This window comes from Corynebacterium stationis, from assembly GCF_001941345.1.
Classification (GTDB): domain Bacteria; phylum Actinomycetota; class Actinomycetes; order Mycobacteriales; family Mycobacteriaceae; genus Corynebacterium; species Corynebacterium stationis.
In genome coordinates this window covers 1,553,267-1,572,933 of record NZ_CP009251.1, presented here as the reverse complement: position 1 = coordinate 1,572,933, position 19,667 = coordinate 1,553,267, and the positions used below count along the sequence as shown (strand labels likewise).

The window sequence follows — 19,667 nt, the reverse complement described above, 5'->3', positions numbered from 1 at the left end:
AAAGCGCGTGCATGTTTTATGATGGGTTGCGTACTAACGGTGCAATGAAAGGTGAATAATGGCACAGGTGGCTGTGATGGGTGCGGGTTCGTGGGGAACCACGCTGGCGAAAGTCTTTGCCGACGCCGGCAGTGACGTACGCCTGTGGGTTCGGCGCCCAGAGTTAGCCGAAGCCATTGCTACCTCGCAGATCAATGCGGACTACCTGCCGAATATTTCGCTGCCAGAATCCATTGCCACCACCACCGATGCCCAAGAAGCCTTGCGCGGGGCCGATATCGTGGTTTTTGCTGTGCCTTCACAGGCGATGCGCGTTAACTTGGCAAACTGGAATGCAGATTTGCCTGCCGATGCCACCTTGGTGTCCATCTCCAAAGGTATCGAGAAAGAAACCTTCAAGCGCATGAGCGAAGTCATTGCCGAGTGCACTGGCGCATCACCTGAGCGCATCGCGGTGCTCTCGGGTCCGAACCTCGCGCGCGAAATCGCCGAGGAACAAGCTGCTGCCACGGTCATTGCGTGCCCGGATGAACAGCGCGCCAAGGCCGTGCAGCAAGCAGTTGCGACGTCCTATCTGCGTCCCTATACCAATACCGATGTTATCGGTTGTGAAATTGGCGGCGCGTGTAAAAACGTCATCGCGCTGGCCTGCGGTGTGGCTACGGGTATGGGCATGGGCACTAACACCATGGCAACGCTTATTACCCGTGGGCTCGCGGAGATTACCCGCTTAGGCGAAGCCCTGGGCGCGGATTCACGCACCTTTGCCGGTCTTGCTGGGTTGGGTGACTTGGTAGCTACGTGTACCTCTGAGTTATCGCGTAACCGCACCTTTGGTTTCCGCCTGGGCCAGGGCGGAAGCTTAGAAGAAGCAGCGGCTGCTACCAATGGGCAAGTTGCCGAAGGCGTGATTTCTTCGGCCTCGATTTACCGCCTCGCCAGCGATCATGGCGTGGATATGCCATTGACCCAAGCAGTCTTTGGGGTGTGCCATAAAAACCTCTCGGCAGAAGACATGGTGATCGCTCTGATGGGTCGCAGCAAGAAGTCTGAAGTTTAATCGCTAGACTAACGGGCTATGACTTCGAAAACCCGCGTAGCTGTCATCTATGGTGGCAAAAGTACTGAGCACTCTGTTTCTTGCGTAACTGCCGGCGCCATTATGAACAATTTGGACCCCCAGCGCTATGAGATTGTTCCCATCGCCATTACCCGTGAAGGCACCTGGACCATTGGTGTTACCGAGGGTTTGGAAATTAAAGATGGCAAGTTGCCAGAGGTAGAAGAAGCCGATGAACTTACCGTTTCTTTAAATCCACAAGGCGCAGGCCAGATTCACAATGTCACCCGCGGGACCTTGCACGCTGAAGTAGATGTCGCTTTCCCGGCACTGCACGGTGTCAACGGTGAAGACGGCACCATTCAAGGTGTCTTTGAAATGGCCGGCATTCCTTATGTGGGACCAGGCGTTATGGCTTCGGCAGTGGGCATGGACAAAGAGTTCATGCGCAAGCTTATGGCAGCTGAGGGCTTGCCAGTTACCCGCGATGTCATCTTGCGTGGGCGTACCGAACTTACTGAGGAAGAAAAGGACTTCTTAGGCCTGCCCGTCTTTGTAAAACCTGCCCGCGGTGGTTCTTCTATCGGTGTTTCCAAGGTGTCTTCCTGGGATGAGCTCGACACCGCTATCGCCGAAGCCGCCAAGAGCGACGACAAGGTCATTGTCGAAGCAGAACTTATCGGCGCTGAGGTTGAAGTCGGAGTGCTTGAATACCCCGACGGCAAGCTGGTGGCTTCCGTGCCAGCGAAGCTGAATGGCACCGAAGATTCCGAGGAAGGCTTCTACGGCTTTGACACCAAATACCTCGATAACACCGTCACCGCGACCATCCCAGCACCTTTTGACGATGACACCATCAAGTCCATCCAGGACCTTGCGATCGAAACCTTCAAGTCACTTAACTGCGAAGGCCTCTCGCGCATTGATTTCTTTGTCACCGACAACGGCCCGATGATCAACGAAATCAACACCCTGCCAGGCTTTACCCCCATCTCCATGTACCCACAGGTCTTCCTAGCCTCCGGTGTCAGCTACCCAGAGCTACTCGACACTCTGCTGGCTACGGCGCTGGCCAAGCGTTGATTCGCGCAGAGCGCTCATCAACAGAAAGATTCAGATAAGGCGCTCATCAACTTAAAGATTTGAATGGCGGTAGTTAGCTTTTATGCTAGCTACCGTTTATTTTTTGTCTCGTCGTGTGGGTCTGCGCGTAGCAGGGCCAAGTGAGAGCACGAGCAGTGCTGTGCCGATTGCTACCATGCCAATCCAGCCGATGGGGGCCAGGCGCTCACCGACGATGAGGACTGCGAGAATAGCGGCGATGGCAGGCTCCGCAAGTGTCAGCGTGGTGGCAGCACTTGCGGTGACGTGCGCTAAGCCGTAGCCGAAAAGAAGGTATCCGATAAACATAGGTACTAGCGCCATATAGACACCCACGGTTAGCGTGCGCGAGTTGGTCAATAGTGGAGCGCCAGTTGCTAGAAGCACAGGCATAAGGGCAAGCCCACCGAGCCCGAAGATAGCGCCCATGCCGGCGGCGCGTCCGATGGTGCCGCGGTCTGTTCGTCCAATGAGGTTATGCGCGCTGAAGGAATAAAGCGCGTAGGTAAACCCGGCGATTAGCCCTAGACCAATGCCAAAGATGGTGGGCCAGGTTTCACTGGGAGCGTTGTGCATCTTCGCCAGGCATAAGAGTGTGCTGCCAGTGATACCGAGTGTGGCGGCAAGCATCCACCAGCGGCTGAGTTTTTGCTTTTCAATGATGCGCTCCAATAAGCCAGAGGTAATGGGCGCAGAACCTAGTGAGACCACGGTACCGATGGCGACACCGGCAAGGTGCATGGAGCTATAAAACGCTAGTGGGTAGATAAAGACGCCTATGGCACCGGTGATGATGGTGCCAATATTTGCACGTAATGCTGCCCGCGCGCGGTATAGCGCCGGCAGGGCGATGAGTGCTTGCAGTAGTCCGCCAATGCCTAATGCCGCAGCACCCATTGCCAAAGGTCCTACTTCCGGGGCAAATGTGGCAGCGGTTCCCGTTGTACCCCAGAGCGCTGCCGCACCAAGCACGGAGAGAGTTCCCAGCAGTGTGCCTGCCGGCTTAGTGGGCGACTGCGTGCTACGTGGCTGCGGCGTGCGTGGCTGCGGCGTGCGTGGCTGCGGGGCAGACAAGGTCTTAGTCTTGCTCGTCGGTGTTGGCGGTGATGACGCCGCCTAGTTCCACAAGAGCGGTGTTGGCGACATCCTGTGGGGCGCTGACGGCAATATCGGTTTCACGTCCGAGTGCAAACCAGGTGCCGGCGGTGGTTCCTTCGCCCAAGGTGGTGTCTTGGAACCAGGGGATCTCATTGACCTGCTGCAGCTGCGCGCCGGCCTCATAACCTTCTGGTGGGGCAACACCACAGCGGATAACAACTGGCTCGCGGCCTTCGGCGCCCCAAGCGGCGGTGTTATCTTCGTCAACGTCGAAACGCTCGTAGTCTTCACCGATAGTGTCAGGCAGGGCGTCCATCAATGGGGAACAGACCTCAGCATTGGTTGCTGGCTCCAGCTGGGACAGGGGAGCAGGACGTGGTGCTTGTGGGTCTTTGCTGAGAACCTCCAAAGCCTGGCTAAGGCCCTTGGGCTTTTCATCAGTGTGGGTGGTGACTGCAACCGATGGGGTGTAGTCGGTGTTGTACCAGGTCGCAAGCGTAGAACCTTCGGTCATATCGCGAACTTCTAGCCACTGGGAGCCATCGATATCAACGGTTTGGGAATAGTCGGTGTACTGCAAAGGCATATCCACGCCACAGCGCAAGACCGTGGCCATGGAAGAAATATCGGCCCATGCTGCCACACCCTCGGGAGCGGGCTCAACCAACTCGGAGCGCTTTTGACCCATCATCCGCTCAGGCAGATTCTCCACGAGCTCCGCGCATTCAGGAAGGGATGCATCCGGGGAGTCAATCGCACTGACTGAAACAGGTTGTCTTGCCACATTTTCAAAGTAATATTTTGTGCCAAACAACACGCCAACCACTAAAGCTAAAGACAGCCCAAGTGAAACATAAATAGCCGGGCGATTAAATTGGGTATTCATAAAGCCACATGTTACTGAAAGGCAATCTGTGAAAAATACTCCGACCCTCCGTGAGGTAGGCGAACACGGTGTGATTCAAGAAATCATCGCCGCCGCCCCCAGTTCCCTCAACGGAGATGACGCCGCCGTACTTTTACCCATGGCGCCGAATTCGCGCACAGTGGCTACAACAGACATGTTGGTTGAAGGACGACACTTTCGCCTGGATTGGTCCACGCCCTACCAAGTCGGTATGAAAGCCATTACCCAAAACTATGCTGATATCGAAGCTATGGGCGCACGCCCCATCGGCGCGCTTATGGCACTCGGTGCGCCTTTAGACACCCCGGTGTCAGTCGTGCGGGAGATTGCAGAAGGCATCGCAAAGCGAACCGGCGACTACAACACGGAGCTTGTCGGCGGCGATGTTACCCAGGCGGAGAAAATCACCGTCTCTGTTACCGCCATTGGCGCACTCGGCGGGGATAGAGAACCCTTAGCCCTAAGTGCCGCGCGCGCCGGGCAAAAGGTTGTGGCCCACGGCAAAATCGGATGGTCGGCTGCCGGGTGGGCATTGCTGGAACGCTTTGGCACGAATCTTCCTGATTCCTCGCTGCAGCCGTTGGTGGATTTTCACTGCTCACCTGTCATTGACCCCGGCCGCGGGGTAATTGCGCGTGCCACGGGTGCCACCGCGATGACGGATAACTCGGATGGGTTAGTACATGACCTCACAACCATCGCGAAGCGCTCAGCGGTGAAGATCAATATCTTTACTGACGCGGTAGCCCCCGATGAGCTACTGGTTCGCGCCGGTGAGCTTTTAGACCACGACCCGTGGGATTGGGTCCTAGCTGGGGGAGAAGACCACACCCTTTTAGGCACCACCATGAAAGATGCCCCTTCAGGCTTTCGCGTCATTGGTGAAGTTACCCGCCGCAATGGCGACGGGGTGCTGACCATCGATGGGCAACCCGCGCGCTATTCCACCGGTTGGGAGTCATTCCCCAGCGACAGCGCACTGAAATCAGTGCGCTCTTTGGAGGAGGAACGTTAATGCATCCTGACTGGCAACCTATTCTCCAACCGGCGCTCGATAAGATAAGCCCGGATATCTACGGACCCAACACGCTGCCGGCACGCGATGATGTCATGCGCGCTTTTGACTTGGCGCCAGGTGACGTCAAAGTCTTAATTCTCGGCCAAGACCCGTATCCCACACCCGGGCATGCCATGGGGCTATCTTTTTCCACCCAACCCGGTGTGCGCCCACCGCGCTCTTTGGTCAATATCTACGCTGAACTCGAATCAGACCTTGGCCTTGTGCTCAGTGATGCCGGCCGCGCCAACGGTGACCTCACCAGTTGGTTTAACCAAGGCGTGATGTTATTAAACCGCGTACTTACCGTAGAAGCAGGAAATGCCGGCTCACATAGGAAAATGGGCTGGGAAGAAGTCACCGAAGCCGCCATCCGCGCGCTCAACCGCCCAGAGCTCGTCGCCATTTTATGGGGCAAAGACGCACAATCTGCCGCACACTTTATCCCCGATGCCACCATCATCGCCTCCCCACACCCATCACCGCTGTCAGCGCGCCGGGGCTTTTTCGGATCGAAGCCTTTTTCACGCGCGAATGAGGCGTTGCTTCAGGCCGGCGAGGTCGCCATCGACTGGCAATTGTAGACTTAAGCCTCATGGCTATAAACCACATTGACGCACCCACGCTCCATGCGTGGGCGAAGCGATCCGTGGCAGAGCTTTCCCTGCGCCGCGCCGAGTTAAATCAGCTCAACGTCTTTCCCGTCCCTGATGCTGATACCGGCTCGAACATGGCGCACACCATGGAAGCAGCGCTGGCAGAAGCAGACAAAGGTGGCGATGTCGCTGAAGCGCTCGCCATTGGCTCAGTGCGCGGGGCGCGGGGTAATTCCGGCATGGTGTTATCGCAGGTGCTGCGCGCAGTGGCTGATTCCACCGCCGATTCGCACATCGACGCGCGCACACTGGTTGATTCCTTAAAGCTCGCGGTGGAATTAGTGGACCGCGCGATTGCCGAGCCGGTCGAAGGCACGGTGGTCTCCGTGCTCAAGGCGGCAGCACAAGCTGCTGAGCAAGCTCTTAGCCACACCCAGGTCTTAGTCGAAGTACTCACCACTACATGCGATGAAGCCGCTAAAGCTTTGGCTAATACGCCGTCGCAATTGGAAGTCTTGCGCAAAGCTGGCGTAGTCGATGCCGGGGGAGCAGGTCTGGTGATTTTGCTGGAGTGCTTGCTGGCAGAAGTTTCTGAAACTGAGCCGCGCGAAGGCATCGCTGTCCCAGAAAGCGTCTTCGAGTTGGAAGTGGTGTTTTATTTCTCCGGGGACATCGACAAGCTCGAAGCTGCGATAGCGCCTTTGGGCGATAGTTTGGTCATTGCTCGAGCCTCTGAGACAGAAGCCAATATCCACATTCACACCCTGGCTGCCGGGGAGGTCATTGAAAAGGCCTTTGGGCTCGGCGTGGTAACCAATCTGCGCCTGGAGGTGCTTCCCGCCAAGGTGGTCGCACAAGAACCGCTTGTCGATGACACCCCGCGGGTTCTAGTCTCTACCCGCGACGCAGAATTAGCGAAGCTTTTTAGCTCCATTGGTGCAACGATCTATAAAGCCGGTATGGAGCTTAGCCCGGAGGATATTTTTGTCGGCACCCCGCGCGGAATTGATCTTGGCGGTGCGCAAGTCGTGCCCGTGCACAGCAATGTGGAGGCGCTCGCGGCGATTTCGGTCTATGCTCCCGGTGCCGGTGCGGTGACTGCGATGACCGAAGTCGCTGCGGCCATGCGGGTGGATAAACCCAGCGATGAAACAGTCGGCGCCATTTTGGCGTGCTGCCATGACCTGCTGCGCGAAGGCGATGAGCAGATGACTATCTTGACGTCGTTGAATCTCGACGCCGAACAACTCAGCCGCCAATTAGGCGTGGAAGTCATCGCCGTGCACGTGGCAGGCCTGCGCACGGAAATCGGGGTAGAATAACAGCTCATGTTGGGGTGGAGTGATGACCGGCCATTGTCTGCCGTGCTGCCGGGCAAGGTAGCCAAGGCGCTAACGAAAAGTTTCGGGTACACCACCTGCGGACAGCTGCTGTTAAATCACTACCCGCGCGATTACATCCGCCAGGGTAGAAACTTCCGGGCCTTTGCCGAGCGTGAAGCACCCGAAGGTGCGTTCATCACCGTCTCCGGCACGGTGACCTGGATTTCAAAGCGTCCGACCTCCAATGGCTTTGTCTTAAACGTCACCGTTGATGATATGTACACGGCCGTCTTTTTCAACGGCATCTGGCAAGAGCGCGTGCTGCAAAAGGGCGTGCGTGTGCTCTTTTCAGGCAAGCTGAAGTTTTATAATCGCCAGGCGCAGCTCCAACACCCCGAGTTTTTGATCCTCGATGCCCCTGCTGGCTCTACACCCGTGTCTAAGCGCTGGGGCGGAACACTCAAAGCGATTTCGCAATTCGTCGATGTTGAAGAACTGTTGCGTGACCGCGAGTGGCTGCCGGTATATCCGGCTTCTTCGACGCTGAAGACATGGACCATCATGGCAGCTATCCACCACGTGCTAGAGACCATGCCGCCGATTGAAGATCCACTGGATATCGCGGATCTTACCTTCGATAAGGCACTGCGCGATATCCATGAGCCCGGCCCTGAAGGTCCCCAGCGCGCCATTGACCGGCTGAAATATAACGAGGCTTTGGGCATTGGCCTCGTGATGGCGCTGCGCAGGCGCGATACCAAGCACTGGCGCGCATTTGCCCTGCCGCCAGCTGATGATGGCTACCGCGCGGAGATGCTAGCCAAGCTGCCTTTTGCATTAACGGATGGCCAGCAGCGCGTGATTCGCGATATAGACCACGACATCGCAAGACCGGAGCCGATGACCAGGCTTTTACAAGGCGAGGTCGGCTCGGGCAAAACCCTGGTTGCCGTAGCCGCGATGCTCTCTGCTGTCGACGCCGGCCACCAAGCAGCACTGCTTGCGCCCACGGAAGTCCTCGCGCATCAGCACGCACGCTCTATCGCGGCGATTCTGCCGGAGGATATCCGGCTCACGGTCTTATCTGGGTCGATGAAAGTCGCCGAAAAACGCCAGGCGTTGCTTGATATTGTCTCGGGCCAGGCCGATATTGTCATCGGTACGCATGCGATCATTCAAGAGTCCGTGGAGTTTTTCTCCCTCGGTTTCGTGGTCATCGACGAGCAGCACCGCTTCGGCGTCGAACAGCGCGATTCTTTGCGCCTGAAAGCCCCCGAAGGTACGTTCCCACACGTGCTGGTGATGACGGCAACGCCGATTCCGCGCACCATCGCGATGACTGTATTCGGTGATCTGGAGGTTTCCTCCCTGCATGAACTACCCGGCGGGCGCAAACCTATCCAGTCGTCTGTAGTACCAGAAGGCAAGCCGGCATGGGTCCGTCGCGCGTGGCAGCGCATTCGCGAAGAAGTCGCCGCAGGCCACCAGGCCTATATTGTTTGCCCGCGCATCGAAGGCGAAGGTGGCGTGCTCGAGCTTGCCGAAGAGCTGCAAAACGGTGCTCTTGCGGGTTTGCGGATCATGGTGCTGCACGGGCGCATGGACGATAAGGATGACCGCATGGCGGCCTTTGCCCGCGGGGAAGTAGACGTGCTGGTCTCCACCACGGTCATCGAAGTCGGCGTGGACGTTGCCAACGCCACCATCATCCTGATTCGCGAATCGGAGAATTTCGGCGTCAGTCAGCTGCACCAGCTGCGCGGGCGCGTCGGTCGTGGCGGCAATGCCTCACTGTGTCTCTTCCATACGCTCAGCGCTCCCGATAGCGCCAGCTTTGAGCGCATCAACAAGATCGCTGCGACCTCCAGCGGCTTTGAACTGACCGAGCTAGACATGGACTACCGCCGCGAAGGCGACGTACTAGGCACCCGTCAGTCTGGGCGCCAGCGCACTTTGCAGCTGCTGGACTTAAACGAAGACCTGCTCATTATTGAGCGCGCCTATGAAGATGCCTACCAGCTGGTAGAAGACAACCCTGAGCTGGCCTTTGAGCTGACAGCAGAGATTCGTGAAAAAGAGCAGGAATACTTAGACAAAGCATAAAACCCGATGCGTTAGGGTATATGTCATGACCAGAATCATCGCCGGCCAAGCCCGTGGTCGCACCATCACCGTGCCCGAAGAAGGCACTCGACCCACCTCCGATAGAGCCCGCGAAGGGCTATTTTCTTCGCTCGCTGTGCGCTGGGGTTTTGAAGGCTCCTACGTACTCGATCTCTTCGCCGGCTCCGGCGCATTGGGCCTCGAAGCCGCCAGCCGGGGTGCTGAGGAAGTCCACTTGGTGGATGCCAGTGAGCTCGCCGCTAAGCACATGGCTCATAACGCGAAGGTCGTCGGACACCCCAAGGTACATATCCACCAGATGAAAGCCGGCACCTATCTCGACCGGGCACCACGCGAGCATTTCGATATGGTGCTCGCCGATCCGCCCTATGGCTTCGACGATGTCGATGGTCTCATCGCCAAACTCGCCCCGGTGCTCGCGGATCGTGCCATAGTGGTCATTGAGAGGCAGGTGGATAGTCCCGAGCCTAACTGGCCCGAGGAATTTACCCCCACCGGCCAGAAATTAAAGAAGCGCACCTACGGCATTGCACGCATGGACATGGCCGTTTTTGAAAGGAATACACATGACTAAAGCAGTCTGCCCCGGCTCTTTTGATCCGATGACCTTAGGACATCTCGACATCTTCCACCGCGCCGCAGCACTTTTCGATGAAGTCACGATCCTTGTTACCGGCAACCCGAACAAACAGTCCGGGCTTTTTAGTGTCCACGAACGCGTGGACCTGATCAAAGCTGCCATTGACCTGCCCAATATCAAGGTTGATTACTGGGCAGGCTTGCTCGTCGACTACACCACTGCGAACGATATTGACTCGATCGTGAAAGGCCTGCGTTCCTCGCTGGATTACGAATACGAGCTTCCCATGGCGCAGATGAATAAGCGCCTATCGGGCATCGATACCGTGTTATTGCTTACCGATGAAAAATACGGCTACATCTCCTCCTCCCTGTGTAAGGAAGTGGCCAAATACGGCGGGGATATTTCCGGCTTTTTCCCTGAACCTGTGGCACAAGCCGTGCTGGAGAAATACCGGGCATGATTATTGCGCTTGCTGTCTTTGCCGCCATTGCCGTGGGCTCGTGTATGCAACGAGTCTCCGGCATGGGAGTGGGCCTGATTTCTGGGCCGATCTTGTCCCTGATTCTGGGACCGGTCGAAGGCATCATGGTGCTCAATATCCTCGCCTGTATCAACGCGGGAGCCACCACTGTCGTGGTGCGCAAAAATGTCGTGTGGTCCCAAGTCGCGCTCTTGGGCTCAGTTTTAGTATTAGGCTCAGTGCCCGCGGCCTTTCTCATCGCCGCGATGGATACCGCCCTGCTGTTGATTCTTGTCGGCGTCTCCCTGCTGATTGCACTGGCCGTGGTGACCCTGGGCAAAAACTACGTGCCTAAAATTAACGGGCGTGGCCCAGGCCTTGTCGCCGGCGTGCTGGGCGGGTTTACCAATACTCTCGCCGGGGTAGCGGGACCGGTCTTTACCGTGTATTTCTCCGCGGCGAGGTGGAAACAGGCAAACCTCGCGGCCACCATGCAGCCGCTCTTTATGCTCGGCGGTGGCATCTCTTTTATCGTCAAGGCCGTCGTTGGCGCTGCTGCCATCACGAGTATCGCCTGGCTGGTATGGCCCGCAGGTGCGCTCGGCATGCTAGTGGGCATTAGCCTGGGCTCTTTAATTGCCCATAAGATCGAACAAGCGGCAGCTCGGAAGTTCTCACTCCTCGTAGCTGCCGCTGGCGCCATCGCGGCTGTTATCCGCGGTGTGACATCACTTTAAAATCATTATCTTGGAATCATCACTTAAGTAGCGAAGACAAAAACTCTTTTGTTCTTGGCTGCTGTGGATTATCCAGCACCTGCTGCGGGGTTCCCATCTCCACCACGGCGCCATCAGCCATAAAGACCACCTTGTCGGCGACTTCCTTGGCAAAGCCCATCTCGTGGGTCACCACGATCATGGTCATGCCACCTTTAGCCAAGTCCTTCATCACGCGCAGAACTTCGCCGACGAGCTCAGGGTCAAGGGCGGAGGTAGGCTCATCGAAAAGCATGAGCTTCGGCTCCATCGCCACCGCGCGCGCAATCGCTACGCGCTGCTGCTGACCACCGGAGAGCTGCACTGGGTAAGCATTGGCCTTGTGCGCAAGACCTACTTGGTCGAGCAGCTCCATGGCCCTCTTCTTGGCCTCTGCAGGCTTAACGCCCTTGATGTGAATCGGGGCCTCAATAATATTTTCCAGCGCCGTGCGGTGGCTGAAAAGGTTAAAGGACTGAAAGACCATGCCGATGTGCTGGCGCTGCAGTGAGGCGTCCTTTTCAGAAATTTCATAGAGCACGCCGTCGCGCTCGCGGTAACCAACGAAGTCACCGTCGACATACAGGCGGCCGGCGGTAATCTTTTCCAGGTGGTTCACACAACGCAAAAATGTCGACTTACCGGAGCCTGAAGGGCCAATCAAGCACATAACCTCACCGGGTTCAACCGTGAGGTTAATACCTTTAAGCACCTCGAGCTGGCCAAAAGATTTGTAGACATCGATGGCTTCTACCATGGGCGTATTCGCTGATGCGTTAGCTGGTTTATTCATTGCGGTTGACCTCCGGGATAACGGATACGTTGCGCGGGATTGTGCCTTCAGCATCAGCTAAAGCAGCCAGCTGGCGCGAAGTTAATTCGCGGGTAGCGCCTTTTTCAAAGTACTTCTCCAGGTAATGCTGGCCGACCATGAAGATAGACGTGATGACCAAGTACCAGGTTGCGGCAACAAGCAGCAGGGGAATGGGCTCGAAAAGTGCGGCGGAGATATCCGTGGCGCGGCCGAAAATCTCATGGGTATAAGGAATCGCGACAACCAGCGAAGAAGTCTTGAGCAGCGAAATGAACTCATTGCCCGTGGGCGGGATGATGATGCGCATTGCTTGTGGCATCACGGTGCGGCGCATGGTCATCCACCAGCCAAAGCCCAACGCCTTCGATGCTTCCTTCTGGCCCTCAGGCACGGAAGAAATACCGGAGCGGACAATCTCTGCCATATAGGCGGCTTCATTAAGACCTAAGCCCACAACCGCCAGGAAGAACGCCGACGAGAGCACGCCTTCGAGCGAAATTTCGGCAAAACCTAGGTTGATGGACTGATACAGCGCACCAAGTAGGCCCCAAAACACCAGCTGGACATAAATTGGGGTGCCACGAAAGACCCACAGGAATACCCAGGACACCGCGCGCAGCACAGGGTTTGGGGACATGCGCAGCACCGCGAGGATGCCGCCGCCGACCACACCGATGATCATCGCGAGGAAGGTAATCGCCAGGGTGTGCAACGAGGCCATAGCGATACGGGTATCAAGCAGATACGCGAAGTAGGTGTCCCAGCCGTAGGCTTCGTTGCGGGCCGCGCCGATTAAAAACCACGCCGCGAGAGCCAAGATGATGACGGCGAAGGTCCAGCGCCACGGGTGGCGTAGCGGCTTGGCTTCAATCCTTTCAGGAGTACTCAAAATTGGGGCCTTTCATTAATCATTGCCACATCGATTAGGCCGTCTTCAATACCCCACTGGGCAAGAATGCGGGCATAATCTCCGGTTTCAATTAGGTGTTGGAGGGCAGCGGCCATAGCCGGGCCGTAGTCAGAATCTTTCTTGACAGCCATGCCATAAGGGGCAGCTTCAAACATGTCACCGATAAGTTCTAGCTTGTCATCGGAACGGTTGACCGCATAGGCGGTCACAGAGGAGTCAGCCGAGAAAGCATCGGCGCGACCGGTTAACGCGGCAATAGCTGCGTTATCGGAGGTGTCGTAGCTTAAGATTTCAATTTCCTCTTCGCCGTTGTCGACGCAGGCCTGAGACTTAGGCCGCACATCGTCGGTTTCAGAGACGGTGGTGCGCTGGACAGCAACAGTGAGCCCACAGGGGTTTGCTGGGTCTACTTGCTCGCTTGTCGATGTCGGCTGGGCCCACTGAATACCCGCATACAGGTAGTTGACGAAGTCGAAGTTCTCACGACGTTCTTCTGTATCCGTAAAGCCAGATACGCCAATGTCAAGCTGTCCGCCTTGAATTGACGGCAAAATCATGGCGAAGTCTTGCTCAACGGGACGAAATTCCAGCCCCATGACCGAGGCCATGGCGCGTGCGAGATCCATCTCCACGCCGACGATTTGACCCGAGTCAGACTTGAACTCAAAAGGCGCAAAGGGCGGGTTGGTGCCAGCAGTGAGTACGCCGTCAGCGTCATCGACCATGGCTGCGATTTCATCGACACGCTCTGGAGTAATTTCTTCCCAGCCATCGGGCAGTGCGGGTTCCGTGTTGGTCACGCAAGCAGACAGCAGCGCGCCGGAGGCCAAGACGGTCGTGGTGAGCGCGGTGATTTTCCTGGCTCTCATTTATTTCACTGCCTGTGCTGCTTGGTTGGCCTGGGCAGTCTTTTTTACTGCGATGCGGTAGTCGGCAATCAAGAATGCCAGAACGATAGCAATTCCTAGGACAAACATTCCGATCATTGGCATAAGGGATGCGTCTTGGTCCTCACCGAAGGGCCACAGCGCGCGCAGGGAGCCAAGCAAGAAGCCGGTCATGACAAACAGTGTGGGGCTGCGGTGGTTTTCAAGCATGTAGTTCAAAAAGCGCACGATAAAGACCACACCGCACAATGCACCTGCCATAAAGACCAAGATGACGGCGATATCGAGTTCTGAGACCGCGCGCAGAACGGGCTCGTACATGCCCAGCATCAACAGCACCAAGGAGCCAGAGGCCCCTGGCATAACGAGTGCACAGATTGCGACTGCGGCAGCGAGGAAGACAAAGAATAGATTCGGGTCTTCAACCTGGTTGGAGGTAAAACCGGTGACGATGAAGATAAACACCGCGGAAGCTAATGCAAAAAGGTAATACTTCGGGTTGCGGCGGTCTTGCTTGTCAATCATGGAAAACGGTACCCACACCGAAATGAGCACCATGCCGGCAAATAGCGAGTGCGACAGCGAGAAATTCTCTGCCACAAACGTGGAGATGATGCCAGAGAGCCCAAAGACTGCAGCGACCATGCCCAGGCCGATGAACGCGATGAAAAGCCACTCAACCTGAGCGAATTTACGCTTAACAATCTTATCTGCGTTGTGTAACGCGCGCTCGTAAATGCCGATGATAAGTGCTACGGTGCCGCCGGAGATACCCGGCGACAATTCCGCCGCGCCAATGAGCGCACCCCGAATTAAATTGAGAATATGCTGCAATTCCAACCCCTTAACGTGTCTAGATCAACGTCTCACGCTACACGTTTATGCGCATAAAAATTAATCCCAACGCGCATTATCCACGTAGGAAGGGAGCAATGTCATAGAGATTCAAGTTTGGCAGATGTGGGGCAATCAGTGAACCATAAATGGAACCCAAAATCGCCCATAACCCTACGGTGATAACCACATCGAGTAACGCTGCGTGTCCAGGATTTTCTTCGGCCCTGTCTTTAGCGGTTGAAGACAGTCCAGGGATATCGGTGTTTGAGGAGAGACCGTCAGCCTTCACCTTCGAAGAAAGGCCCTCAAAATCAAGGGCAGAGGATAGTCCCGTGATATCCGCGGTCGAAGAAGGAAGTTCGACCGCGTTGGCGTTAGCTACGCTTAGCGGAGTTAGGGTCACCGCGGCGGCGGTGATGACAGCAGCGAGTTTTGTGCGCATATTTATAAGCTCCTGAAGATATTCTGAAAATTTTCCCCCTTATCTTAATCAAGGCTGCCCGCGTACGTGCGCCGAGGCGTATTTTGGGGTCATGATTAACACTGATTTGAGTACTCGAGCACGTGAGAAAATGATCTCCACCTACCGGCACCTGCACCAAAACCCTGAGCTTTCCATGCAGGAATATAAGACGCAGGAGTTCATCGAAAAAGAACTCGAAGATATCGGCCTGGAGCATTTCCGCTGCGGCGGCACTGGTGTGGTCGCCATCGATAAAAATGGAGAAGGCCCGACAGTGGCTTTTCGCGCGGACACCGACGGTTTGCCGATTGAGGAGCAAACGGGCGTGGAGTATGCATCGACAAGCACTGGCGAATTAGACGGTGCCACCGTACCTGTGATGCATGGCTGCGGCCATGACAGCCACGTCACTGCCGCATTGACGGCCGCGAGTTTGATTCACGGCCAGCGTGACGCATGGTCCGGTACGATTGTGTGGATCTTCCAGCCGGCGGAAGAAACCGCCGAAGGCTCCCGCGCCATGGTCGCCGATGGCCTGTGGGATAAAGCGCCTAAGCCTGCGATTGTCTTAGGCCAGCACGTCTTTCCTTTTGAATCGGGCACGTTGCACTACACGCTCAATGTGGCGATGGCTGCGGCCGATGCGCTGAGGATCACCCTCTACGGGGAACAAGCCCATGGCTCCCAGCCACAAGACTCCATCGACCCGATTGTCTTGGGTGCGCATATTGTCACGCGCTTGCAAACCATCGTCGGCCGTGAAGTCGCGCCGCTGGATTCGGCCGTGGTCACCGTGGGTACCTTCAATTCCGGCCTGAAAGAAAATATCATCCCGGACCGCGCGGAGCTCAAGCTCAACATCCGCACGCTAGAGCCTGCCGTGCGCGAGAAAGTCCTGTCCTCGATTACCCGCATTGTCAATGCCGAGGCCGAAGCCTCTGGCGCACCGCAGCCCGATATTGAGGAAATCTATACTTTCCCGCAACTGAAGAATGACCCTGAGGAAGGCGAGAAGGTCGCGAAAGCATTGCGTGCTGAACTGGGAGAGGACAAAGTTATCGAAACCCCACCTTTGATGGGGTCTGAAGACTTTGGCCACCTGGCTGACTCCATCGACGTCCCCAGCATGTTCTGGTTCTTCGGCGGGGCAGCAGCCGATGATGCCAATCCGGCGAAAAACCACTCGCCGCGCTTTTTGCCAGTAGAAGATCCCACTCTAGAAACCGGCGTGCGCGCAGCAATTGCCGCCATTGGCGCATACGTTGCCCGCTAGTCAAACAACGAAAAATTCCCCCAGCAACTTTTAAGGAAGGTGGAGGAATTTTCTATCGTGCCCCTGGTGAGACTCGAACTCACACTGGACGGGTTTTGAATCCGTTGCCTCTGCCAATTGGGCTACAGGGGCTGACATGAAAGATACTATCTTAAGTAGTTCGCAAAAATAAAATCGTGCCGTCTACACTGGTAAACGTGACTTCAAAGCTACTTCTTATTGACGGCCATTCCATGGCATTTCGCGCGTTCTACGCCTTGCCGGTGGATAAGTTCTCTACCTCCGGCGGGCAACACACCAATGCTGTCTATGGATTCATGTCCATGATGGCGAGTCTGCTGAGTGAGGAAAAACCAGATTCCATTGCCGTTGCCTTTGACGTAGGCCGCAAGACTTTCCGCACGGAAATGTTTCCGGAGTACAAGGCCCAGCGTGAATCCGCGCCCGAGGAATTTAAGGGCCAGGTAACCATCATTCGCGACCTCTTAGACAAAGCTGGGATTACTACTTTGTCGCGCGAGAACTTCGAAGCCGATGATATTTTGGCAACCTTGGCTACTCAGGCCAGCGACATGTCGGGGCTTGAAACTCTCATCGTTACTGGCGACCGTGACTACCTGCAGCTGGTTAATGACTCCACAACCGTGCTTTACCCCATGCAGGGCGTCTCCAAACTCCACCGGTTTACCCCGGAGGCAGTGGAGGAAAAATACGGGCTGACGCCTCAGCAGTACCCAGATTACGCGGCGCTGCGTGGTGATAATTCCGATAACCTCCCAGGCGTGCCCAAGGTCGGGGAGAAAACTGCGCTGAAATGGATTCTGCAGTACAACGACTTAGAAAATCTGCTTAAACACGCCGATGAAATCAAGGGTGTGGTGGGCAATAACCTGCGCGAGCGCATTGAACAGGTGCGCTTAAACCGCACGCTGACGCAGATGATCACCAATATGGACTTAGAAGTCGGGCCAGCAGACTTGGCGTTTCGCCCCGTCGAGAGCGCTACCATCGCAGAGCTTTTCGATGAGCTTGAATTCGGCGGCAACCTGCGCGAGCGCGTCGTGGATGCTTTCCCGAATATCGAAGGCAGCATGCCGGAGCCCGAAAATGACGTCAAGGTCAGCGTCACTGACAAGAGCGTTGCCGAGTGGCTGAAGGATAAAAGCGGCGTAGCTGTGTTCATTACCGGCGATGGGAGACCGGGCCAAGGTGACGCCACTAGCGTTTCGCTTGTCGACGACTCCTTTGACGGCCTGCACATCGAACTCGCCGACCTCAGTGCCGAAGACGATAAAGCCCTTGCAGGCTGGTTGGAATCGGATGCAGAGAAATTCCTGCACGAAGCCAAAGCGGCGTACCACATGCTCAAAGGCCGCGGCATCGAACTAAACGGCATCGCGCACGACACTGCGCTTGCCGCATACTTGCTGCGCCCTGGCCAACGTACCTATGAGCTTCCCGATGTTTACCAGCGCCACCTGCGCAAGACCCTGGAAGCTTCCAGCGAGCAGCTATCGCTTCTCGATGACACCGGCGGCATTGATTCCGCAGCCGCCATCATGGAACTTACAGTTGAGCTAACGAAGCTTCTGCAAGAAATCGATTCCTACCAGCTCTATGCCGAGCTGGAGATTCCACTGGTGTCCATCTTGGCCAAGATGGAAGCGACCGGCATCGCCGTCGATATCGACACTTTGGAATCCCAGCAGGAAGTCTTTGCTAACCACGTCGAAGCCGAAGAAAAGGCCGCGCGTGAGCTCGCCGGCGATGACAAGCTCAACCTAAATTCGCCCAAGCAGCTCCAAACCGTGTTATTCGAGACCTTGGACCTGCCCAAGACCAAGAAGACCAAAACCGGTTATTCCACCGCAGCGAAAGAAATTGAGCAGCTGGCTATCAATCACCCGCACCCCTTTTTGGACCACCTGCTTGCGCACCGTGAGTACCAAAAGCTCAAGACCACGCTTGAGGGTTTGATTAAGACCGTGCAGTCCGACGGCCGTATCCACACCACGTTTAATCAGACCGTGGCATCGACAGGACGTTTGTCGTCGACAGATCCGAACCTGCAGAACATCCCGGTTCGTACTGAATCCGGACGTACCATCCGCTCGGCATTCATCGTCGGCGAAGGCTACGAAACGCTACTGACGGCTGACTACTCGCAGATTGAAATGCGCGTTATGGCGCACCTGTCCCAAGACCCAGGTTTGATTGAGGCATACAAGGAAGGCGAGGACCTACACAACTACGTCGGCTCCCGCGTCTTCGATGTGCCAGTTGACCAAGTCACCCCAGAACTACGCCGCCGCGTCAAGGCTATGTCCTATGGTCTAGTCTATGGCCTTTCCGCATTCGGTTTATCCCAGCAGCTGTCCATTCCAGCGGGCGAAGCGAAGAAGATCATGGAAGCCTACTTCGACCGCTTCGGTGGAGTGAAGAAGTACCTTGCGGATGTTGTTGAACAGGCCCGTAAGGACGGCTATACCGCCACGGTCTTTGGCCGTCGCCGCTACCTGCCGGAACTGACCTCTGATAACCGCCTCGCACGCGAGAATGCTGAGCGCGCAGCGCTCAACGCACCAATCCAAGGCACCGCCGCGGACATCATCAAGGTCGCGATGATCCGCGTCGACAATGCCCTCGAAGGCTTCAAGTCGCGCGTGCTTTTGCAGGTGCATGACGAATTGGTCGTCGAAATTGCCCCTGGTGAGCTCGCCGAGGTGCAGGAGATTGTGGAGCGGGAGATGGATGCATCGATAAGCTTGCGTGTCCCACTCGAGGTCTCTGCCGGCACCGGTGATAACTGGGACGCTGCTGCGCACTAGGAAATCTGTAGCTGGCAGGAATTGAAGCGCATCTTGCGTGGATAACTTCGCGCGCCCCTGACTAGTTATCCACTGGGGTGCGCTCCACCATGGTCTTAGCGAAGTAATCGAATGGATGCTGCGCGAAGCCGAAGATAAATAGGCCGAGTATGGCCACGATGGTGGGCTCAACGTAGGGAATGCCGAATGCTGCGAGGACAGTCAGAGGGACCCAGCTGTTGCGAATCGCGGATGTTGTGTAGCCCCGGTTAATCGAGATGATTTCCAGCTGCAGTGACCACTTGCCCAACGAGGTGTTCCAGCGGCCTTCGACAATGGTGCGGTAGGCGAAAAAGACCAGGGAGAATGCGTAAATCTGGTACAACGTTGCTGCATCACCAGTCAGGGGAGTGCCGCCGATGAGATTAATGAGCCACTGGATAAGAAGGATGACGGCTCCGACGGCAAAACCGTCAATCCAAAAGCCGATCGCGCGGCGAATAAGAACAGACAAGCGGTAGCGCATGAAAAATACGTTACATGGCTCGTGTCAAACATTGCACTGCTTGCTGCAAGGATGTAGGGTTGTTGGAGCGTGTCTATGCCCGCAAGC

Annotated in this window: 19 protein-coding genes and 1 tRNA gene; 11 read left to right on the top strand and 9 right to left on the bottom strand. The window is 56.2% G+C overall.

Annotation, left to right across the window (positions count from 1 at the left end; genetic code table 11):
- Positions 1–58 precede the first annotated feature (58 nt).
- Both CSTAT_RS07315 and CSTAT_RS07310 read left to right on the top strand, forming a co-directional pair.
- Positions 59–1,060 (top strand): NAD(P)H-dependent glycerol-3-phosphate dehydrogenase, encoded by a 1,002-nt coding sequence (locus CSTAT_RS07315; RefSeq protein WP_066794407.1) that lies wholly within the window; start codon positions 59–61, stop codon positions 1,058–1,060.
- Between the two features lie 18 nt (positions 1,061–1,078).
- Positions 1,079–2,143 (top strand): D-alanine--D-alanine ligase family protein, encoded by a 1,065-nt coding sequence (locus CSTAT_RS07310; RefSeq protein WP_066794404.1) that lies wholly within the window; start codon positions 1,079–1,081, stop codon positions 2,141–2,143.
- Between the two features lie 96 nt (positions 2,144–2,239).
- On the opposite strand, the gene CSTAT_RS07305 is transcribed toward CSTAT_RS07310, so the two are convergent.
- Positions 2,240–3,235 (bottom strand): DMT family transporter, encoded by a 996-nt coding sequence (locus tag CSTAT_RS07305; RefSeq protein ID WP_083640744.1) that lies wholly within the window; start codon positions 3,233–3,235, stop codon positions 2,240–2,242.
- A gap of 4 nt (positions 3,236–3,239) precedes the next feature.
- Positions 3,240–4,145, bottom strand: a complete 906-nt coding sequence (locus tag CSTAT_RS07300; RefSeq protein WP_075722962.1) for a DUF3515 domain-containing protein — start codon at positions 4,143–4,145, stop codon at positions 3,240–3,242.
- Between the two features lie 28 nt (positions 4,146–4,173).
- Between CSTAT_RS07300 and CSTAT_RS07295 the strand changes: the two genes are divergently transcribed.
- The 7 genes from CSTAT_RS07295 to CSTAT_RS07265 are packed head-to-tail and all read left to right on the top strand — an operon-like array spanning position 4,174 to position 11,045.
- Positions 4,174–5,181 carry a thiamine-phosphate kinase gene (locus tag CSTAT_RS07295; RefSeq protein ID WP_211272994.1) on the top strand — a complete coding sequence of 336 codons (1,008 nt, stop codon included), beginning with the start codon at positions 4,174–4,176 and terminating at the stop codon, positions 5,179–5,181.
- A complete protein-coding gene (locus tag CSTAT_RS07290) occupies positions 5,181–5,807 on the top strand; it encodes a uracil-DNA glycosylase (protein WP_075722960.1) in 627 nt (208 codons plus the stop codon). Before CSTAT_RS07295 ends, CSTAT_RS07290 begins: the two co-directional genes overlap by 1 nt.
- A gap of 11 nt (positions 5,808–5,818) precedes the next feature.
- A complete protein-coding gene (locus CSTAT_RS07285; RefSeq protein WP_075722959.1) occupies positions 5,819–7,141 on the top strand; it encodes a DAK2 domain-containing protein in 1,323 nt (440 codons plus the stop codon).
- A 6-nt stretch (positions 7,142–7,147) separates the two neighbouring features.
- Positions 7,148–9,244 carry an ATP-dependent DNA helicase RecG gene (locus CSTAT_RS07280; protein ID WP_075722958.1) on the top strand — a complete coding sequence of 699 codons (2,097 nt, stop codon included), beginning with the start codon at positions 7,148–7,150 and terminating at the stop codon, positions 9,242–9,244.
- Positions 9,245–9,269: 25 nt separating this feature from the next.
- Positions 9,270–9,839 (top strand): 16S rRNA (guanine(966)-N(2))-methyltransferase RsmD, encoded by a 570-nt coding sequence (gene rsmD, locus CSTAT_RS07275; RefSeq protein WP_066840657.1) that lies wholly within the window; start codon positions 9,270–9,272, stop codon positions 9,837–9,839.
- Positions 9,832–10,308 carry a pantetheine-phosphate adenylyltransferase gene (coaD, locus tag CSTAT_RS07270; protein ID WP_066794374.1) on the top strand — a complete coding sequence of 159 codons (477 nt, stop codon included), beginning with the start codon at positions 9,832–9,834 and terminating at the stop codon, positions 10,306–10,308. Before rsmD ends, coaD begins: the two co-directional genes overlap by 8 nt.
- A complete protein-coding gene (locus tag CSTAT_RS07265) occupies positions 10,305–11,045 on the top strand; it encodes a sulfite exporter TauE/SafE family protein (protein WP_075722957.1) in 741 nt (246 codons plus the stop codon). Before coaD ends, CSTAT_RS07265 begins: the two co-directional genes overlap by 4 nt.
- A gap of 19 nt (positions 11,046–11,064) precedes the next feature.
- Here CSTAT_RS07265 and CSTAT_RS07260 read toward each other — a convergent pair whose 3' ends face one another.
- The 5 genes from CSTAT_RS07260 to CSTAT_RS07240 all read right to left on the bottom strand — a co-directional run bounded on the left by CSTAT_RS07260 (position 11,065) and on the right by CSTAT_RS07240 (position 14,953).
- Positions 11,065–11,856, bottom strand: a complete 792-nt coding sequence (locus CSTAT_RS07260) for an amino acid ABC transporter ATP-binding protein (protein WP_066794370.1) — start codon at positions 11,854–11,856, stop codon at positions 11,065–11,067.
- A complete protein-coding gene (locus CSTAT_RS07255; RefSeq protein WP_066794368.1) occupies positions 11,849–12,766 on the bottom strand; it encodes an amino acid ABC transporter permease in 918 nt (305 codons plus the stop codon). The genes CSTAT_RS07260 and CSTAT_RS07255 overlap by 8 nt, the downstream gene beginning before the upstream one ends.
- Positions 12,763–13,656: an ABC transporter substrate-binding protein gene (locus CSTAT_RS07250; RefSeq protein ID WP_075722956.1), complete on the bottom strand. Its 894-nt coding sequence runs from the start codon at positions 13,654–13,656 to the stop codon at positions 12,763–12,765. The genes CSTAT_RS07255 and CSTAT_RS07250 overlap by 4 nt, the downstream gene beginning before the upstream one ends.
- The gene (locus CSTAT_RS07245; RefSeq protein WP_066794363.1) at positions 13,657–14,508 is read right to left on the bottom strand and encodes a DUF368 domain-containing protein; all 852 of its coding nucleotides are present in this window, start codon (positions 14,506–14,508) and stop codon (positions 13,657–13,659) included.
- A gap of 76 nt (positions 14,509–14,584) precedes the next feature.
- Positions 14,585–14,953 (bottom strand): hypothetical protein, encoded by a 369-nt coding sequence (locus CSTAT_RS07240; protein ID WP_075722955.1) that lies wholly within the window; start codon positions 14,951–14,953, stop codon positions 14,585–14,587.
- A 91-nt stretch (positions 14,954–15,044) separates the two neighbouring features.
- Here CSTAT_RS07240 and CSTAT_RS07235 point away from each other — a divergent pair, with 91 nt between their 5' ends.
- Positions 15,045–16,247 carry an amidohydrolase gene (locus CSTAT_RS07235; RefSeq protein ID WP_075722954.1) on the top strand — a complete coding sequence of 401 codons (1,203 nt, stop codon included), beginning with the start codon at positions 15,045–15,047 and terminating at the stop codon, positions 16,245–16,247.
- A 58-nt stretch (positions 16,248–16,305) separates the two neighbouring features.
- Here the strand turns inward: CSTAT_RS07235 and CSTAT_RS07230 are convergent.
- Positions 16,306–16,379, bottom strand: a tRNA-Leu gene (locus tag CSTAT_RS07230).
- A 101-nt stretch (positions 16,380–16,480) separates the two neighbouring features.
- Between CSTAT_RS07230 and polA the strand changes: the two genes are divergently transcribed.
- Positions 16,481–19,075 (top strand): DNA polymerase I, encoded by a 2,595-nt coding sequence (gene polA, locus CSTAT_RS07225; RefSeq protein ID WP_244892932.1) that lies wholly within the window; start codon positions 16,481–16,483, stop codon positions 19,073–19,075.
- Between the two features lie 61 nt (positions 19,076–19,136).
- On the opposite strand, the gene CSTAT_RS07220 is transcribed toward polA, so the two are convergent.
- On the bottom strand, positions 19,137–19,580 hold the full coding sequence (locus tag CSTAT_RS07220; protein ID WP_075722953.1) for an RDD family protein: 444 nt from the start codon (positions 19,578–19,580) through the stop codon (positions 19,137–19,139).
- Positions 19,581–19,667: the final 87 nt, after the last annotated feature.

What these genes read in the sequence shown, in the direction of transcription:
- CSTAT_RS07280 (WP_075722958.1), top strand. Translation starts at nt 7,148, where the DNA reads ATGTTGGGGTGGAGTGATGACCGGCCATTGTCTGCCGTGCTGCCGGGC.
- rsmD (WP_066840657.1), top strand. Translation starts at nt 9,270, where the DNA reads ATGACCAGAATCATCGCCGGCCAAGCCCGTGGTCGCACCATCACCGTG.
- coaD (WP_066794374.1), top strand. Translation starts at nt 9,832, where the DNA reads ATGACTAAAGCAGTCTGCCCCGGCTCTTTTGATCCGATGACCTTAGGA.
- CSTAT_RS07240 (WP_075722955.1), bottom strand. Translation starts at nt 14,953, where the DNA reads ATGCGCACAAAACTCGCTGCTGTCATCACCGCCGCCGCGGTGACCCTA.
- CSTAT_RS07300 (WP_075722962.1), bottom strand. Translation starts at nt 4,145, where the DNA reads ATGAATACCCAATTTAATCGCCCGGCTATTTATGTTTCACTTGGGCTG.
- CSTAT_RS07265 (WP_075722957.1), top strand. Translation starts at nt 10,305, where the DNA reads ATGATTATTGCGCTTGCTGTCTTTGCCGCCATTGCCGTGGGCTCGTGT.
- CSTAT_RS07235 (WP_075722954.1), top strand. Translation starts at nt 15,045, where the DNA reads ATGATTAACACTGATTTGAGTACTCGAGCACGTGAGAAAATGATCTCC.
- CSTAT_RS07220 (WP_075722953.1), bottom strand. Translation starts at nt 19,580, where the DNA reads ATGCGCTACCGCTTGTCTGTTCTTATTCGCCGCGCGATCGGCTTTTGG.
- CSTAT_RS07315 (WP_066794407.1), top strand. Translation starts at nt 59, where the DNA reads ATGGCACAGGTGGCTGTGATGGGTGCGGGTTCGTGGGGAACCACGCTG.
- CSTAT_RS07250 (WP_075722956.1), bottom strand. Translation starts at nt 13,656, where the DNA reads ATGAGAGCCAGGAAAATCACCGCGCTCACCACGACCGTCTTGGCCTCC.
- CSTAT_RS07285 (WP_075722959.1), top strand. Translation starts at nt 5,819, where the DNA reads ATGGCTATAAACCACATTGACGCACCCACGCTCCATGCGTGGGCGAAG.
- polA (WP_244892932.1), top strand. Translation starts at nt 16,481, where the DNA reads ATGGCATTTCGCGCGTTCTACGCCTTGCCGGTGGATAAGTTCTCTACC.
- CSTAT_RS07290 (WP_075722960.1), top strand. Translation starts at nt 5,181, where the DNA reads ATGCATCCTGACTGGCAACCTATTCTCCAACCGGCGCTCGATAAGATA.
- CSTAT_RS07310 (WP_066794404.1), top strand. Translation starts at nt 1,079, where the DNA reads ATGACTTCGAAAACCCGCGTAGCTGTCATCTATGGTGGCAAAAGTACT.
- CSTAT_RS07260 (WP_066794370.1), bottom strand. Translation starts at nt 11,856, where the DNA reads ATGAATAAACCAGCTAACGCATCAGCGAATACGCCCATGGTAGAAGCC.